This window comes from Bacteroides sp. 14(A) (assembly GCF_000526555.1).
Classification (GTDB): Bacteria; Bacteroidota; Bacteroidia; order Bacteroidales; family Bacteroidaceae; genus Bacteroides; species Bacteroides cellulosilyticus.
In genome coordinates this window covers 2,753,190-2,769,012 of the sequence record NZ_JAGH01000002.1, presented here as the reverse complement: position 1 = coordinate 2,769,012, position 15,823 = coordinate 2,753,190, and the positions used below count along the sequence as shown (strand labels likewise).

The 15,823-nt window shown below is 46.0% G+C and carries 17 protein-coding genes; 10 read left to right on the top strand and 7 right to left on the bottom strand.

Features of this window, described 5'->3' with window-relative positions:
* Positions 1–149: 149 nt before the first annotated feature.
* On the bottom strand, positions 150–1,121 hold the full coding sequence (locus K429_RS0118035) for an AraC family transcriptional regulator (protein WP_026367811.1): 972 nt from the start codon (positions 1,119–1,121) through the stop codon (positions 150–152).
* Positions 1,122–1,191: 70 nt separating this feature from the next.
* Here K429_RS0118035 and uxuA point away from each other — a divergent pair, with 70 nt between their 5' ends.
* From uxuA to K429_RS0118000, 7 genes are all read left to right on the top strand, one after another.
* Positions 1,192–2,364, top strand: coding sequence for a mannonate dehydratase (gene uxuA, locus K429_RS0118030; protein WP_026367810.1), 1,173 nt, complete (start codon positions 1,192–1,194; stop codon positions 2,362–2,364).
* A 25-nt stretch (positions 2,365–2,389) separates the two neighbouring features.
* The gene (locus tag K429_RS0118025) at positions 2,390–3,205 is read left to right on the top strand and encodes an SDR family oxidoreductase (protein WP_007215389.1); all 816 of its coding nucleotides are present in this window, start codon (positions 2,390–2,392) and stop codon (positions 3,203–3,205) included.
* 123 nt (positions 3,206–3,328) lie between these two features.
* Positions 3,329–4,597 (top strand): Gfo/Idh/MocA family protein, encoded by a 1,269-nt coding sequence (locus K429_RS0118020; RefSeq protein WP_026367809.1) that lies wholly within the window; start codon positions 3,329–3,331, stop codon positions 4,595–4,597.
* 519 nt (positions 4,598–5,116) lie between these two features.
* Positions 5,117–6,514: an RtcB family protein gene (locus K429_RS0118015; RefSeq protein ID WP_026367808.1), complete on the top strand. Its 1,398-nt coding sequence runs from the start codon at positions 5,117–5,119 to the stop codon at positions 6,512–6,514.
* Between the two features lie 6 nt (positions 6,515–6,520).
* Positions 6,521–7,138, top strand: coding sequence for a peptide chain release factor H (gene prfH / locus K429_RS0118010; protein ID WP_026367807.1), 618 nt, complete (start codon positions 6,521–6,523; stop codon positions 7,136–7,138).
* A gap of 35 nt (positions 7,139–7,173) precedes the next feature.
* Positions 7,174–7,875, top strand: a complete 702-nt coding sequence (locus K429_RS0118005; RefSeq protein ID WP_026367806.1) for an RNA ligase family protein — start codon at positions 7,174–7,176, stop codon at positions 7,873–7,875.
* A 1-nt stretch (position 7,876) separates the two neighbouring features.
* Positions 7,877–8,983 carry an AAA family ATPase gene (locus K429_RS0118000; RefSeq protein WP_026367805.1) on the top strand — a complete coding sequence of 369 codons (1,107 nt, stop codon included), beginning with the start codon at positions 7,877–7,879 and terminating at the stop codon, positions 8,981–8,983.
* A gap of 16 nt (positions 8,984–8,999) precedes the next feature.
* Here K429_RS0118000 and K429_RS0117995 read toward each other — a convergent pair whose 3' ends face one another.
* From K429_RS0117995 to K429_RS0117985, 3 genes are all read right to left on the bottom strand, one after another.
* Positions 9,000–9,407 carry a HEPN domain-containing protein gene (locus K429_RS0117995; protein WP_026367804.1) on the bottom strand — a complete coding sequence of 136 codons (408 nt, stop codon included), beginning with the start codon at positions 9,405–9,407 and terminating at the stop codon, positions 9,000–9,002.
* On the bottom strand, positions 9,404–9,712 hold the full coding sequence (locus K429_RS0117990; RefSeq protein ID WP_007666625.1) for a nucleotidyltransferase domain-containing protein: 309 nt from the start codon (positions 9,710–9,712) through the stop codon (positions 9,404–9,406). Before K429_RS0117990 ends, K429_RS0117995 begins: the two co-directional genes overlap by 4 nt.
* 61 nt (positions 9,713–9,773) lie before the next feature.
* Positions 9,774–10,679: a DUF6268 family outer membrane beta-barrel protein gene (locus K429_RS0117985; protein WP_026367803.1), complete on the bottom strand. Its 906-nt coding sequence runs from the start codon at positions 10,677–10,679 to the stop codon at positions 9,774–9,776.
* Positions 10,680–10,771: 92 nt separating this feature from the next.
* Between K429_RS0117985 and K429_RS0117980 the strand changes: the two genes are divergently transcribed.
* The 3 genes from K429_RS0117980 to K429_RS0117970 all read left to right on the top strand — a co-directional run bounded on the left by K429_RS0117980 (position 10,772) and on the right by K429_RS0117970 (position 13,623).
* Positions 10,772–11,842 (top strand): sensor histidine kinase, encoded by a 1,071-nt coding sequence (locus tag K429_RS0117980; RefSeq protein ID WP_052340663.1) that lies wholly within the window; start codon positions 10,772–10,774, stop codon positions 11,840–11,842.
* Positions 11,843–11,845: 3 nt separating this feature from the next.
* A complete protein-coding gene (locus K429_RS0117975) occupies positions 11,846–12,589 on the top strand; it encodes a LytTR family DNA-binding domain-containing protein (protein WP_022209232.1) in 744 nt (247 codons plus the stop codon).
* A 143-nt stretch (positions 12,590–12,732) separates the two neighbouring features.
* Positions 12,733–13,623 (top strand): YitT family protein, encoded by an 891-nt coding sequence (locus K429_RS0117970; protein ID WP_026367800.1) that lies wholly within the window; start codon positions 12,733–12,735, stop codon positions 13,621–13,623.
* 56 nt (positions 13,624–13,679) lie between these two features.
* Here K429_RS0117970 and K429_RS0117965 read toward each other — a convergent pair whose 3' ends face one another.
* Genes K429_RS0117965 through K429_RS0117955 form a run of 3 tightly spaced genes read right to left on the bottom strand, consistent with a single transcriptional unit; the run spans position 13,680 to position 15,771 of the window.
* The gene (locus tag K429_RS0117965; protein ID WP_026367799.1) at positions 13,680–14,336 is read right to left on the bottom strand and encodes a DUF3256 family protein; all 657 of its coding nucleotides are present in this window, start codon (positions 14,334–14,336) and stop codon (positions 13,680–13,682) included.
* 50 nt (positions 14,337–14,386) lie between these two features.
* Entirely contained in the window at positions 14,387–14,857 is a 471-nt protein-coding gene (locus tag K429_RS0117960) for a GAF domain-containing protein (protein WP_026367798.1), read from the bottom strand.
* A 17-nt stretch (positions 14,858–14,874) separates the two neighbouring features.
* On the bottom strand, positions 14,875–15,771 hold the full coding sequence (locus K429_RS0117955; RefSeq protein WP_026367797.1) for a DMT family transporter: 897 nt from the start codon (positions 15,769–15,771) through the stop codon (positions 14,875–14,877).
* Between the last annotated feature and the right edge of the window lie 52 nt (positions 15,772–15,823).

The following is a 15,823-nucleotide window of genomic DNA, read 5'->3' as shown; positions in this document are numbered from 1 at the left end:
GGCAGTATTCCCGTTAATAATACATAAATCTGCTATTGACAGAAGGCAACGATTATCTGCCGGAATCAGTAAACATTATTTTTAATTTGAAGCAAATCACAATAAAGAATGTTTCATTGCGAGCAGAATAATTTCAAAAATATTCCCTCTTATTTCATAATATTACTCCTATACTGCGTCGGCGTCAGATTAACCAACTGCTTAAACGTGCGATTGAAATGAGTGATCGAATCGAAGCCGCATTCCACAGCTATCTGCGAAATATCCATTTCTCCCAATGCTAACAACTTACAAGCATATCCCACACGCATTTCCATCACATACTGCAAAAGCGTCTTCCCTGTATTCTCCTTAAAGTAACGACAGAAGGCGCTGGAGTTCATGCTCGCCATTCCGGCAATTTCATTCAATTTGAGGTTACGGGTGTAGTTATTGTTTATAAAAGAAATGATTTTATCAATCCGCTTGTTTCCCAGCGTAGGAAACTTTTCGTAATAATGCAGACTTGCCAGTGTCTTCCTTTGCGGACTGACTGCCAGCTCCTGCAACAAATCCAGCAACCCGCTTATCTGGTGAAAACCACTTAATGAAAGAAAGCCGGAAAGCAACTCCCCTACCCGGGTTGCATCCTGTTTCGGAAAGATGATACCTCTCTTCGATTCCTCCAACAGCATTTTTATTTGCAGAAACTGAGGATAATAATCAAAGGAATATTGCATAAAATTCTGCTCAAACTGAATAATAGTCCCTTGCACACGTGAAGTGACGTTCTCCGAACCATAAATATCATTACTCCGCATGTAATGGGGCAGATTAGTACCGAACAGAATCACATCACCCGCAGAGAACTTCTCAATGCAATCGCCTACAAAGCACAGACCATGACTCTCCTTTACGTAAATGATTTCATACTGACTGTGGAAATGCCACGGATAAGTGAAACGATCATAATCGTAATTCCGAGCCTTGATCGGATTCGACTCCGATATAGGCAACTTTTCATTTATAATCGGTCGGCGCATATATTCTGCAAAGTTTAATTCACACACAAAGATAAGGAAAGACAATAGAAATGCCACCGCATATATGCAAAAATCCGCATATATTCTGCAAAAATCCATTTATCGCAGCATTATTTTTGCACGTATATTTGCAGTCAATAATCAGTTAAACTATTAATATATAAATGTTATGGAAAAAACCTGGAGATGGTTTGGCAAGCAAGACAAGATCACGCTCGACATGCTGCGGCAAATCGGCGTGGAAGGAATTGTGACTGCCTTGCACGATGTACCCAATGGTGAAATATGGACCGAAGAGGCTATCAACGATCTGAAAACCTATATCGAGTCGTACGGCTTACGCTGGTCTGTAGTAGAAAGCCTACCTGTTTGCGAGGCGATCAAGTATGCCGGACCGGAACGTGAACAGTTAATAGAAAACTATAAAGTCAGTCTGGCAAACCTGGGCAAGTGCGGTGTGAAAACCGTATGCTATAACTTTATGCCCGTTATCGACTGGATACGCACGGATTTGCAACATCCTTGGGCAGACGGCACTTCGTCACTCTACTTCGACCGTGTTCGCTTCGCTTACTTCGACCTTCGAATCCTCGGACGCGAAGGAGCCGAAAAGGACTACTCCGCCGAAGAACTGGCAAAGGTTGCAGAACTGGACAAGACCATTACCGAAGCAGAAAAGGATGATCTCATCGACACAATCATCGTAAAAACGCAAGGCTTCGTCAACGGAAATATCAAAGAAGGAGATAAGAATCCGGTGAACATCTTCAAGAAGCTGTTGGCACTCTATAAAGGTATCGACCGTGATATGCTACGCGAAAACATGCGTTATTTCCTTTCCGCCATCATGCCTGTCTGCGAAGAATATGGTGTAAATATGTGTGTGCATCCCGATGATCCTCCGTTCCAGGTATTAGGTTTACCGCGTATTGTCACCAACGAAGCAGACATCGCCTGGTTCCTGAATGCAGTGGATAACCCGCATAACGGACTGACCTTCTGCGCCGGTTCCCTCAGTGCAGGCGAGCATAACGATACCCGTGAATTGGCAAAGAAATTCGCTAAACGTACTCACTTTGTCCACCTGCGCAGCACGGCTGCCATGCCCGGAGGCAATTTTATAGAAAGCTCGCACCTGACCGGACGCGGACATCTGATTGACCTCATCCGCATCTTTGAGAAAGAAAATCCGGGACTGCCTATGCGTGTAGACCACGGACGAATGATGCTGGGTGACGAAGACAAAGGATATAACCCCGGATATTCATTCCATGGCCGTATGCTGGCATTGGCACAGGTAGAAGGAATGATGGCAGTGGTGCAAGACGAAATAAACAATTAAAAACTAATAATTAAATAAGGAGATTATGAACGAACAATTCAGTATTGCAGGTAAAGTAGCCGTTATCACCGGTGCAGGTGGTGTATTGGGTGGCAGCATTGCCAAATGTTTCATGGAGCAAGGCGCCAAGGTAGTAGCCGTTGACATCCGTCAGGAACAACTGGACAAACGTGTAGAAGAACTGAAAGCTTATGGTGAAGATGTGATCGGCATCGTAGGTAATGTATTAGACATCGCCAGCCTTGAAAAATTGGCTGATGACATCGTTGCCAAATGGGGACGTATCGACATCCTGCTCAACATTGCCGGTGGCAATATGCCGGGTGCTACGCTGGCTCCCGACCAGAACTTCTTCGACATGGACGTTACCTGCTGGGAGAAAGTGACTAACCTGAATATGAACGGAACCGTTTATCCTTCTATGGTATTCAGCAAAGTGATGGCTAAGCAAGGTAAAGGTTGTATCGTAAACGTATCTTCCATGGCTGCTTACAGCGCTATCACCCGCGTTCCGGGTTACTCGGCAGCTAAGACAGCCGTTGCTAACTTCACTCAATGGCTGGCAAGCGAACTCGCACTGAAGTACGGAGACGGCATCCGTGTAAATGCTATCGCTCCAGGTTTCTTCATCGGCGACCAGAACCGTGCCGTGCTTATCAATCCTGACGGTTCGCTGACAGACCGCAGCAAGAAAGTTTTAGCCAAAACTCCAATGAAACGTTTTGGAGATATCAACGAACTGAACGGCGCCGTACAATTCCTGTGCAGCGATGCGGCAAGTTTCGTGACGGGTGCATTGCTGCCGATAGATGGCGGATTTAGTGCATTCAGCGGAGTATAATTATCCTTGCTATTCAAAAAGCATTTTCAATTTTATTCTAAAAAGCTGCTTCTAAGAGGCAGCTTTTTTTATTGAGAATAAATATCTTTGTAGCAATTTCAATTTAACCTATACACTATTTCAATGAAAAACGAACCTCCTACTCATGTCCTGGGCCTGGCTCATCCTCCTATTCCCGTTGTACGCATCGGATTCATAGGCTTAGGTAATCGCGGATTACTCACATTGGAGCGTTATATGCTCATAGAACACGTAGAGATCAAAGCTTTGTGTGAGATACGCCCCGGAAACCTGGCAAAAGGACAGGCCCTACTGACAAAAGGCGGACATCCCGCTGCAATCGGTTATGCCGGAGAAAACGGCTGGCAACAAATGTGTTGCAACCCTGATATCGACCTCATCATTATATGTACGGACTGGCTGACGCATACCCCTATGGCCACCTACGCCATGGAGCAAGGCAAGCATGTTGCCATCGAAGTGCCCGCCGCCATGACCGTAGCCGAATGCTGGCAACTGGTAGATACCGCCGAACGTACCCGCCGCCACTGCATCATGCTGGAAAACTGTTGCTATGATGCCTTTGCCCTGACCACGCTGAACATGGCAAGACAAGGCCTGTTCGGTGAAATCATGCATGTGGAAGGTGCTTATATACACGACCTGCGCTCCATGTACTTCAGCGATGAAAACCAAGGCGGTTTCCATAACCACTGGAACAAGGCTTACTGCATGGAACACACCGGAAACCCCTATCCCACTCACGGTTTAGGCCCCGTATGCCAGATCCTAAACATTCACCGAGGCGACCGTTTGAATTACCTTGTATCCATGTCCACCCACCAGGCGGGAATGACGGAATATGCCCGCCGCACTTTCGGCAAAGAATCTCCCGAAGCACAACAGGCTTACCTGTTGGGAGACATGAACACCACCCTCATCCATACCGTCAAGGGAAAGACCATCCAACTGCAATACTGCACCGTTCATCCACGCCCTTACAGCCGTTCGCACACCATCTGCGGCACGCGAGGGTTTGCACAGAAATATCCGGTAGCCACAATCAGTCTGGAAGATGTGTGTAGCGGAGAGGCAGACAGTGTAACTACCGAAGAGCTCTTACAACGCTATCAACATCCTTTTACAGCTACCATCGGCAAAGAAGGAGCCCGCAAAGGTGTTCCGAACGAGATGAACTATATCATGGATTACCGTCTCATCTACTGTCTGCACCACGGGCTTCCCTTGGATATGGACGTCTACGATGCCGCCGAATGGTCGTGCATCACCGAGCTTAGTGAACAATCGGTATTGAATGGTAGTCGCCCGATAGAAATACCCGACTTCACGCGGGGTGCATGGGAGATTTTTCCCTGTGTTGCAAAAAACTAATCTTGTGATACAGGGATCAGTCTAATAATGATACAAAGAAATACCCGCTACTCCCATATCCGACGAATGCCGGGAATGGTGGGATAAAGACGATTGACCTGTTCAGTCCGGACGACCTCACATGGACTTCAAGAATTGATATTGTAAAAAGCCCTAAACTGTTTACATCTGCAAAAAAACGTTCTTTTTCCTTGCGTACTTTAAAAAGATACATTACTTTTGCTACCGTTAAACACAGTATTCACCCCTTTAAAACTGAAAGAAAGGGACTAATTTATGTTGGAACTATAATATCTCAGCCAGGACTAAGTTGACTCATCGGGATGATGGGGCTTTGCAATTTTCTTGATTAGTCCTACAATCACATTTATAATTTTATTATTATTCACTTCAATGCAGTGGACGGATAGCGTTGTATCTATCATCATCCCTCATGCATTGGATACAAAACGCATATTGCACTGACTCGTCGCGAAGCGGGCAGCCCATGCCGTATGCGTACACATGAAAAAAGAAAATATGGGAATACGATTAAAAGATTTAAGTAAGCTGGGATATAGAGACAATGTAGCACGCAGTCTGGCAGTAGCCATCGTCGGTAAACATTGCAAGCACCAAAGCAAAGAACAGATTATCAAGACACTGAGCGACGTACTGGAAAATCCCGATACTTATAAAGAGAATGAGACATGGGGCAAACTGGCCGAACACCTGTCCCCCACCCTCATCGAAAAGAAGTTCACAGCATACGACTTGCTCGACGAGACGTTGCCCTATAAAACCTATGGCGGCAAGTTCATAGAAACCCTCGCCAAACAGCAGATGAACCTGGCCATGAGACTCCCCGTCAGCGTAGCCGGAGCACTGATGCCCGATGCACATGCCGGATACGGTCTGCCCATCGGCGGTGTACTCGCCACGGACAATGCCGTCATCCCCTATGCCGTAGGGGTGGATATCGGTTGCCGGATGAGCCTGACGGTGTTCGATGCCAAAGCGGATTATCTGAAAAGATACTCGCATCAGATCAAAGAGGCACTGAAAGACTATACCCACTTCGGCATGGAGGGTGGCCTGACCTTTGCACAGGAGCATGAAGTGACAGAACGGGAAGAATTCCGGTTGACACCTCTTCTGAGGGACTTACGCGGAAAGGCCATTCGTCAATTGGGCAGTTCCGGCGGTAGAAATCATTTCGTGGAGTTCGGAGAGCTTCTTCTGCAAGAAGAAAATGTGCTGGGACTGCCCGAAGGCAATTATATGGCATTGCTGTCACATTCCGGTTCGCGCGGACTTGGAGCAGCTATTGCCATGCATTACAGCCGGATAGCCCGTGAAGTCTGCAAACTGCCACGTGAAGCGCAACATTTTGCCTGGCTCGACTTGAACTCGGAAGAAGGACAGGAATACTGGATGAGCATGAACCTGGCAGGCGACTATGCCCGTGCCTGTCACGAACAAATCCACCTGAACCTCTCGAAAGCTCTGGGGCTGAAGCCAATGGCGAACGTGAACAATCATCACAACTTCGCCTGGAAAGAGGAGATTGCACCCGGACGTACCGCCATCGTGCATCGCAAAGGGGCTACTCCTGCACAGGCTGGACAACCGGGACTTATCCCCGGAAGTATGGCAACTCCCGGTTATCTGGTAGCAGGTCGGGGTGTGGAAGAGTCATTATGTTCCGCTTCGCACGGTGCCGGACGAGCCATGTCACGCCAGAAGGCAAAGGAGAGTTTCACCCAGTCGGCCATGAAGAAATTTCTCTCGCAGGCTGGGGTCACACTGATTGGGGGTAGCATCGAAGAGATGCCATTAGCCTACAAGAACATCGATCGGGTGATGCAACCCCAAGAGACATTGGTAGAAGTGCAAGGCAAATTCATGTCGCGCATTGTAAGGATGAATAAAGAGTAAGAGGCTATGGAGAAAGTATATATGCAAATAACCTCCGGGCGCGGCCCTGCCGAATGTTGCCGCGTAGTGGCGCTGGTGCTGGAAAAGATTCTGAAACAAGCCGCTGCCAAAGGAGTGAAAACAGAAATCGTGGAACGCGAAACGGGACCTCTCAACCGTACCCTGCTCTCAGCCGTCATCTCCCTGCAAGGCGGAGATTATCATGCGCTGATTGAGGATTGGGAAGGCAGCGTGCAGTGGATTGCCAAAAGTCCGTACCGCATTTATCATAAACGGAAGAACTGGTTTGTCGGTGTGCAGACCTTCACGCTCTCCGAAAGCCAGGAGGCTACGGAAGCGGAAATCCGTTATGAGACCTTGCGGGCATCCGGACCGGGCGGTCAGCACGTGAACAAGACGGAGTCTGCCGTCCGTGCCGTCCATATTCCTACCGGAATGAGCGTGGCAGCTTCCGACCAACGCTCGCAATGGCAAAACAAGAAGCTGGCCACCGAACGCCTGCTGCTGAAACTGGCATCATGGAGCATAGAGCAAGCCATGATTCAGGCACAGGCCAACTGGAGTAATCACAACTGCCTGCAACGTGGCAATCCGGTGAAAGTGATCCAGGAGCCGCTGATTTAAAGTAGATGAATGATTTAAAAAGAAAGGAGCAACTTATGTTATCAGAAAAATATGGTCGCACGTATCATTATCCGTTTTCTCCCGGAACGACCAGTGACGACCGCATCAACCATACGTATTGGGAAGACATTCAACAGATAGAAACCCTGATACACACCGAAAAACTGGATGGAGAAAATAATTGTCTGAGCCGCCACGGTGTATTTGCCCGCTCGCATGCAGCGCCCACCACCTCACCGTGGACCAGGGAACTGCGCGAGCGTTGGGAACTGATGAAAAATGATTTGGGGGACATCGAGATATTCGGTGAAAACCTGTATGCCATACATTCGATAGAGTATCGCAAACTGGAAACGCACTTCTATGTGTTTGCCGTGCGCTGTCTGGATCAGTGGCTATCGTGGGAGGAAGTGAAATTCTATGCCGCTCTGTTCGACTTGCCTACGGTACCCGAATTGCGAGTGGAAACGGTAGAAGAATTGACGCGGGAAGCATTGCAGCAACAGGTCGTTAGTCTGGCACAAGAGCCGGGTGTGTTCGGAACACGCGATCCGCAAACAGGCGCAGATTGTACCCGTGAAGGGGTAGTCACCCGTAATATAGGTGAATATCCTGTAAGTGAATTTGCCCGCAACGTATTCAAGTACGTACGCAAGGGGCATGTGAAGACCGATGAGCACTGGACACGCAACTGGAAGCGTGCCCGCCTCATCTGGGAAATAGGAAAGGAGGAATAAAATGAATTGGAAACTGACAGATAATAAGAATTGGGACTCACTGGAACAACAGTTCCGGTGGGTACAAGATATGAACTTCGTGATGCAGCACCATTTGCATCACGAAGAAGGTAGTGTGGCCGTACATACCCGCATGGTACTGGAGGCATTGCAGCAACAGCCGGAATATCGGGCTTTGCCTGCACAGGAACAGGAAATATTGTGGGCAGCCGCTTTACTGCATGATGTGGAGAAGCGCTCTACTTCGGTAGATGAAGGAGGTGGCATTATCACTTCCAAGGGACATGCCAGGCGTGGGGAATATACGGCACGCACGATCCTTTACAGGGATATTCCTACTCCATTTCATATCCGGGAGACCATTGCTGCGCTGGTGCGTTATCATGGTTTGCCGGTTTGGATTATGGAGCGGAAGAATCCTGTGAAGAAGCTGTGCGAAGCATCTCTCAGAGTGGATACACGTTTACTGAAAATGCTTGCTGTGGCGGATATTCAGGGACGTATCTGCAAAGATAAGCCTGCACTGATGGAGGCTGCCGAGTTGTTCGAAATGCTTTGCCATGAACAGGATTGCTGGGGAAAGGTACGAAGCTTTGCAACGGATCATGCCCGCTTTCAGTACTTTCATGCTGAGGATGGGTATATAGATTACATTCCACATGATAATTTCCGGTGTGAAGTTATCTTATTATCCGGTTTGCCGGGGATGGGGAAAGATCATTATATCCGTACATTGCCGCAGGATATTCCTGTGATAAGCCTCGATGCTATCCGGCGAAAGTACAAAGTTAGCCCTACGGATAAGGCTGCCAATGGCAGGGTGGTACAGGAAGCCAAGGAAGAAGCTCGCAGCTATTTGCGTAAAGAGCAAGGTTTTGTATGGAATGCAACCAATACCTCAAAGCAAATGCGCTCGCAACTGATTGATTTATTCCTCACTTACGGGGCTAAAGTGAAGATTGTTTATATCGAAAAGCCGTATGAGGTATGGAGGAAACAAAATCGTGAACGGGAATTTATGGTTCCGGAAGCGGTACTGGATACAATGCTCGGGAAGCTGGAAGTTCCGCAACTGGGGGAGGCACATGAGGTGGTGTATTCTGTCTGACAGTAGGCAAGATACATCACTCTTTGTTTATCAATTGTTCCATTGCATTAATAAAGGCTTCAGCCCGTGGACGAAGTGTATTAACCAAAGCAAGATCACAATATGCAAAGTCACTATAATCACTTGCCTGACGTTTTTCAAATAGAAGGCTAAAGGTTGCGCCATGATCTAAGCTCAAATGCCCAGCGCGAACAAAATGCATAGAAAGTTGTGTCTTTACACCATTATGTGTATTGGCTTCTATCTCACAATTTAACAGCAGTGCAGAAGCAGCATAATAGCAAGCATAATAAAGACGGTTAACAGCTGCATTATAATAACCGCCTGCAGTGTTATAATCAGCTTCTTTCAGGGTTTCATAAACACGTTCCAAACGATAATTCACAATGGCGGCACGACTTTCGGAATCAAGCTTTTCTTTCATAACACGATCCCTTCCTTCATTACATTGATGCTGAATGGGGTCGTGATTCTTTCCCATACACGACGCAACACTACCATCGGACTGATAATCACCCCGGTCTCCACTTCCACTTCATACAAATGACGGGTAATCTCCAATTCACGTTCAGGTGCCAAATGATCACCATCCAGCAATATGAGTAAGTCTATATCCGAATCTACCTGTGCATCTCCCCGAGCTTCGGACCCATAGAGAATGGTCTTCGCATCAGGAGCAATGCGATGCACTACTTCTGCAATCCGGCGAACAATATCAGGTCGTTTCATAACTTAATCTCCTATTCTCTAAATTACACGACAAAGATAATAATGTTTTCGGAAATACAACTTACTGCAATACAATACTTACCGAGAAATACGGCGCTATCTGGAAACAAGGATCATATTCCCTCCCCATCGCCTTAAAGAATGCCGACAAGCTTCTGCCATCATAATAAGCATTGCGTACCGCATTTATCCCCACCGTAACAGGCAAAGAAATATGCTTGGAAACCTTGAATTCAGGACGGAAACCTACTACAATGTACTGGTGCGTAAAAATCTTATCATCACCATTCAACTCAGTCAAAGCCATCTGCCCACCCATTTCCGTAATGAAACTGATGCTGAACGTTTTGTTCACATTATACCCAACCGCAAGGTTAGCTCCATCCAAAGCCGAAAAGCTGCAAGTCAGTTTATGCCCATAATTCCAGTTTACGTATAATGCAGGAAACGCCATAGGATAACCAAAAGCATTGTTCAATGCCAAACCCGCACCCAGTTCCAGATTAGGGAGTATACGCCTGACAAAGACCAACCCCGCACTTCCCAATACATTCCGAAAACGTAAATGCGAAAACCGTGTATCATCCGTATACACGCCGACACCGACGCTTGCCATCATCGACCATTTCTCACTCAAAGGCCGCACATGGAAAAGCGACATCTGCAAATTCAGAATCTCGGACAACACAAGAGGCTCTGCAATATTCTTATTATTCAGAGACGCATAATCGCCCGAAAGCCCGATACCCCATATCGTAGGCTGATTGCTTTCGTTCTTTTTCATCGACAAAGGCAGATTGGCACTTCCATGATAGACCATGGCGGAACCTTTACTGTTACCCACTTTCTGATTGTGTTCATCCCGATAAGCCGATGTACCGAAATACTCTGTTTTAATAGTGATCTGTGCTGTGCTTTCCACAGAAACCAATAGTAATAAGACTGTTGCAATAGATATCCACTTCATTTTTGTTTCTTCTTTTAATGATTTGTATGCCACAAAGATTGTTAATATCAATGCGAACGAGGAAATCTTTTTGACCAAACCCCGGTCTGCTTATGACGAAACAGATAAGCAGCAACCACTTTATCCCTTATCTTTGCAACATGAAGAAACATCTGACTTTCAAATCGCGGCAGCTCTCTACTATCTTCTGGCTACTCATTGCCGGCACTTTCTGGATACAATTCCTCAATATGTCGACCAGTATATGCGAAGCAACGCTTCTCACCATCTGCATAAGCGGCAGTTATATGCTGGTGAACCAATATCTATGCAACCATCTGCTGAAAAAAGCGATACGCACCAAGCAGATGAAGCCTTTCTGGATATTGTTTATAGTACTTTGCATCCCCACAAGTACACTGGTAGCCTCCTACTTCGTCCTCTTCCAGTATCTTGAACAAACAGGTATATTCCCTGTATCCAACATCTTCATAGAGGGAGAAGAGAACCTTCTTTTCAACTCTATCCTCTTGCTACCGGGTACATTGGTTATCAATCTCGCCTTCTGTGGTCTGTGCTTCTATTCAGAAAACCTGCAATTAGAAAAAGAGAAATCTCAATTCCTCTTCCAGACATTACGGCAGCAAATCACCCCTCACTTCATGTTCAATGTGTTGAATCACATCAACATCCTGATGCAGGATAATGTGCCTTTAGCTTCTTCCCTTTTAGAGAAATATTCCGATATCCTGCGCTACCAATTGTATAACGGTCAGAAAGAACTTATCAGCCTGGAACAGGAGATAGAATTCCTGCAAAACTACATAGCGATAGAAAACATTCGCTGGGAAGACAAACTGGCCGTAAGCACCGAATGGGAAGTAGAAGACGGCAACATCGGATTCCCGCCTTTGTTATTACTGACATTCATAGAAAATGCCTTTAAACATGCATCGCACACACCCACGGAGAAAGGACAAGTACAGATACGGCTCAAACAGAATACCCATCATATCCTTCTTGAAGTCGGCAACACCAGTTCCCCGCATCTGCAACGACCAGGCACCGGACTGGGACTGGGCAATGCAGTCAAACGACTGGACATTCTGTTTCACAAGAAGTACCAGTTGTCCGTCAACCAAACAGATACCTATTATCAAACCTCACTTAGCATTGAAATATAAAAGATGAAAGACTCCCCTGAACAACAACCCCTGAAATGCCTCATCGTAGACGACGAACAAATCGCCATCAAAGGTATTGCCAACCACATCAGCAAACTGGACTTTCTCACAGTCAACGCTACCTGTTCTTCTGCACTCGAAGCAAGAGGAATATTAGAAAACCAGCCTATCGACCTCATGTTTCTGGATATCAATATGCCCTATCTTTCCGGCATCGATTTCCTGAAATCATTGGATGAAGCACCGTTGACCATACTAACTACCGCCTACTCCGAATATGCCCTGGAAGGCTATCAACTTAATGTTGTTGACTACTTACTGAAACCAATTTCTTTTCAGCGTTTCTTTCAGGCAGTGACCAAGGCCGCCCATACTTTCAGAACCCAACTCTTACTGCAAAATAATGGAATAGAAGAAACCACCCGGGAAATGTATATCAGACAGGGGGATGCATTTACCCAGATATCCTGGAAAGATATACTGTATGTAGAAGGTATGCAAAACTACCTGAAACTGCACTTCAAGTCCAAAACTCTCATCATCCATCAGACCATGACTTCACTGGAAGAAATTCTGCCTCAAAGTGCCTTCTTCAGAATACACAAGTCTTTCCTTGTAAACCTCTCGCACATTGATTCCATCGCCAAAGGAAGAGTCTTCATCAACGGGAAAGAACTTCCTGTTTCAGCCCTGCGACGGGAGGAATTACTGCAAACAGTAGTCTATAAGAATTTAATCAGCAAATAAAAATTGGGCACATCCCTTCATGAACCATGACGGATTAGACAAGATTTCCGAATATTACATCTATCTTTGCAGGCGTAAACAGACAACGCACATTTTATAGAGAAAGTTTCTAAAACTCATTACCAAACTTACGCATAAAACAGATGAAAACAATCGTAAACGTCCCTACTAAGCAAAGCCTGATTCGGGAAACAAGAGATTATTTAATGATCGCCCTCGGATTAATTCTTTATGGTATAGGCTGGACAGTATTTCTGTTGCCCAATGACATCACCACCGGAGGAGTGCCGGGTATAGCCTCCATAGTCTATTTCGCCACCGGCTTCCCTGTGCAGTACACTTATTTCAGTATCAACCTCATCTTGTTACTACTCTCCATCCGCATTCTGGGCTGGAAGTTCAGTATCAAAACAGTGTTTGCCGTATTTACGCTAACGCTCTTCCTGTCCATCATCCAGAAACTGGCAAGTGGTGTAGTATTACTGCACGATCAGCCTTTCATGGCGTGCGTCATCGGTGCATCCCTCTGCGGAGGCGGCATAGGCATCGCTTTTTCTTCCAATGGTAGCACAGGCGGAACGGATATCATTGCCGCCATCATCAATAAATACCGGGATATCACGCTGGGGCGTGTAATGCTGATCTGTGACCTGATTATCATTTCTTCCAGTTACTTTGTGTTGAAAGATTGGGAGAAGGTGGTTTACGGTTATGTTACCCTGTACATTTGCAGTTTTGTTCTGGATCAGGTAGTGAACAGTGCCCGGCAATCCGTACAGTTCTTTATCATCAGTGAGAAATATGATGAAATAGCCCGGCACATCAATGTATATCCGCACCGGGGCGCCACCGTCATCAATGCTTCCGGATTTTATAGCGGCAAGGAACAGAAGATGTTGTTCGTACTTGCCAAGAAGCGCGAATCAACAATTATATTCCGATTGATAAAGGATATAGATCCAAACGCATTTGTATCACAAAGTGCGGTAATCGGAGTATATGGAGAAGGGTTCGACAGAATAAAGGTGAAATAGCTACGAGTGATGAGCTACGAGCTACAAGTACCTTTCGGAAGAGTAGCAGTGCGCAGCTACTCGTTACTTGTAGCTTGTAGCTCGTAGTTACCTTCTTTCCAAACATACACTATAGGGCGGCGGAGATACGGTTTCAGTTTCTCTGCCGCTTCTTTATCCATATAGTCGGTAGTTGTAAAAGTAAAGGTCAGTGTATTATCCTTTGCAGAAAGATCGGCTTTCATCAGCAGCATATCTGCCTGTTCGCCGGCATCTCTCACTTCATAATCCATCACCGTATCGGGTAATGACAGGAAATCTTTCATTACAGGAGGCGTGAGGAAAGAAGAAGCAGGCAATTCTTCCCAACCGGTGGTATAGAAATGGACATCACTATCACAAGCAGGGGCACAAGCTGTAGATACGGTACAGATTACTTTCGTACTGTCGCTCGTAGCCAGCAGTTTCATCTGCCAAGAGCTTTGCGGTGTCATCTGAATACGGATGTAGTCGAGAGCAAGCTCCGTCATTTCCGATTTGCCGCCGAAACGGTTGGTTACTTCCGCTTTCATCTTACTTTCAAGGAAGTCGATACAGTCGGCACGGTTCACGGCAGTAAGCAGTGGACTGAGGCTATCGGGCATATTTTTGAAAAAGGTTTTAGCTTCCTGAGCTTGCAGAGAACACATCCAGGCACAAGCCAAACACAAAAACATAGTCAATTTCTTCATCATATTATTTTTCTGTTATTCCTATTTTGTATTTTATTACTTCAACGCAATCTTCAGAGCCAAGAGCATATCTCTCCAAGAAAACGTGCATCTGTTTCGTCAAAGGTATTCAGGTTTTCACTATCTATATCGAGCACGCCCCACACCTCGCCATTCTCACGAATCAACGGAACAACGATCTCCGAGCGCGACAACGAACTGCAAGCTATATGTCCGGGGAATGCATCTACATCGGGCACCACCAACGTCTCTGCCTTAGCCCATGCCGTACTGCAAACACCCCGTCCTTTCCGGATACGTGTGCAGGCTATCGGTCCCTGAAAAGGTCCTAATACCAGTTCTTCCCCTTTCACCAGATAGAATCCCACCCAAAAGAAACCGAAAGTCTCTTTCAGTGCAGCCGAAACATTAGCCAGATTGGCTATAAGGTCATTTTCGCCTTCAATCAGGCTCTTTATCTGGGGAAGCAAAGTCTGATACTTTTCGGCCTTGCTGCCGTTGCTGATACATAAATCTTCTGCCATATATTCTGTCTTGAGATTTATTTACTTCCCAAATATAAGAAGAACATTCCAATCAATACCAAAATGAGATCGACAGCCTTACTTTTTAAATTCTTTTCACGGAAGAAGAGAGCTCCGAAAAGGAAGGAGACAACCACACTGCCCCGACGTACCATGGAGACAATGGAAATCATGGAGTCTTCATAGCTCAGGGCATAGAAGTAGGCAAAGTCAGCTGCACTAAGGAAGACGGATATCAGGATGATAGTCCAATCCCAACGGAAAGGGGTACTTTCTTTTCGCTTGGGATACCACAGCAAAAGGATGATGGGACACATGATAAATACCTGATAGACATTATACCACGACTGCACCACCATAGGATTGAATTGCTTCATCAGATACTTGTCATAAAGTCCGCTGATAGCTCCGGTGATGGCAGCCAGCACGATGAAGTAAATCCATTTGTTATGTTTAAAATCAATGCCTTCCTTCTTACCGGAACGGCTCAGCATAAAAAAAGAAAGTATGGCAAGCATGACTCCGATCCATTGGTATAGGTTCAGACGTTCACCGAATATCAGCATGGCACCCACCAGCACCATTACAGGACGGGTAGCATTAATCGGGCCGACAATCGTCAACGGCAAATGCTTCATGCCAAAGTAACCGAATATCCAGGAAGATAGAACGATAAATGACTTGACAATGATAAACTTATGTACCTCCCAACCTACAACAGGTACTTCGAACATTGTTCCGTTCAAAGCAGGAGTAAAAGCGGAAATCAGTATGAAAGGAAGAAATATCAGGCTGGAGAATGCCGTATTCAAAAACAGAACGGGAAGCACAGCATTATCGCGCAATGATTTCTTCTTAAATGCATCATAAAAACCCAGCAAGGCAGCTGAGAGAAAGGCGAGTAATAACCACATGTGAATTAAAAATTGAAAATTAAAAATTAAAAGGCAGTTCAGGGATAAAGTT